The sequence below is a fragment of the Lentzea waywayandensis genome, assembly GCF_900115955.1.
GTDB classification, from domain to species: Bacteria; Actinomycetota; Actinomycetes; order Mycobacteriales; family Pseudonocardiaceae; genus Lentzea; species Lentzea waywayandensis.
Map to the genome: position 1 here is coordinate 1 of NZ_FOYL01000033.1, position 1,103 is coordinate 1,103.

The following is a 1,103-nucleotide window of genomic DNA, read 5'->3' on the forward strand; positions in this document are numbered from 1 at the left end:
GGTGCTTCGGGCGGTTAGTATCACAAGGTTCATCATGGGCGCGTTCACACGGGTACGGGAATATCAACCCGTTGTCCATCGACTACGCCTGTCGGCCTCGCCTTAGGTCCCGACTTACCCTGGGCGGATTAGCCTGGCCCAGGAACCCTTGGTCATCCGGCGGACGAGTTTCTCACTCGTCTTTCGCTACTCATGCCTGCATTCTCACTCGCATAGCGTCCACGGCTGGATTACTCCGCCGCTTCAACCGCTACACGACGCTCCCCTACCCATCCCGAGTAAACTCGAAATGACACAGCTTCGGTGGTGTGCTTAAGCCCCGCTACATTGTCGGCGCAGGACCACTTGACCAGTGAGCTATTACGCACTCTTTAAAGGGTGGCTGCTTCTAAGCCAACCTCCTGGCTGTCTGTGCGACCCCACATCCTTTCCCACTTAGCACACACTTAGGGACCTTAGCTGGCGTTCTGGGCTGTTTCCCTCTCGACTACGAAGCTTATCCCCCGCAGTCTCACTGCCGCGCTCTCACTCATCGGTATTCGGAGTTTGGTTGATTTCGGTAAGCTTGTAGGCCCCCTAGACCATCCAGTGCTCTACCCCCGATGAGAAACACACGACGCTGCACCTAAATGCATTTCGGGGAGAACCAGCTATCACGGTGTTTGATTGGCCTTTCACCCCTAACCACAGCTCATCCCCCAGGTTTTCAACCCTGGTGGGTTCGGGCCTCCACGCGGTCTTACCCGCGCTTCACCCTGGCCATGGCTAGATCACACCGCTTCGGGTCTAGACCACGCGACTCAAGCGCCCTATTCAGACTCGCTTTCGCTACGGCTACCCCACACGGGTTAACCTCGCCACGTAGCACTAACTCGCAGGCTCATTCTTCAAAAGGCACGCCGTCACCCCTAAAGGCTCCGACGGATTGTAGGCACACGGTTTCAGGTACTATTTCACTCCCCTCCCGGGGTACTTTTCATCTTTCCCTCACGGTACTAGTCCGCTATCGGTCACCAGGGAGTATTTAGGCTTAGCGGGTGGTCCCGCCAGATTCACAGCGAATTTCACGAGTACGCTGCTACTTGGGAACACTCTAAACAGAC

At 56.3% G+C, this 1,103-nt stretch carries 1 rRNA gene; it reads right to left on the minus strand.

Annotation, left to right across the window (positions count from 1 at the left end):
• Nucleotides 1-1,103 (minus strand): 23S ribosomal RNA (locus tag BM417_RS46530); the annotation flags it as partial.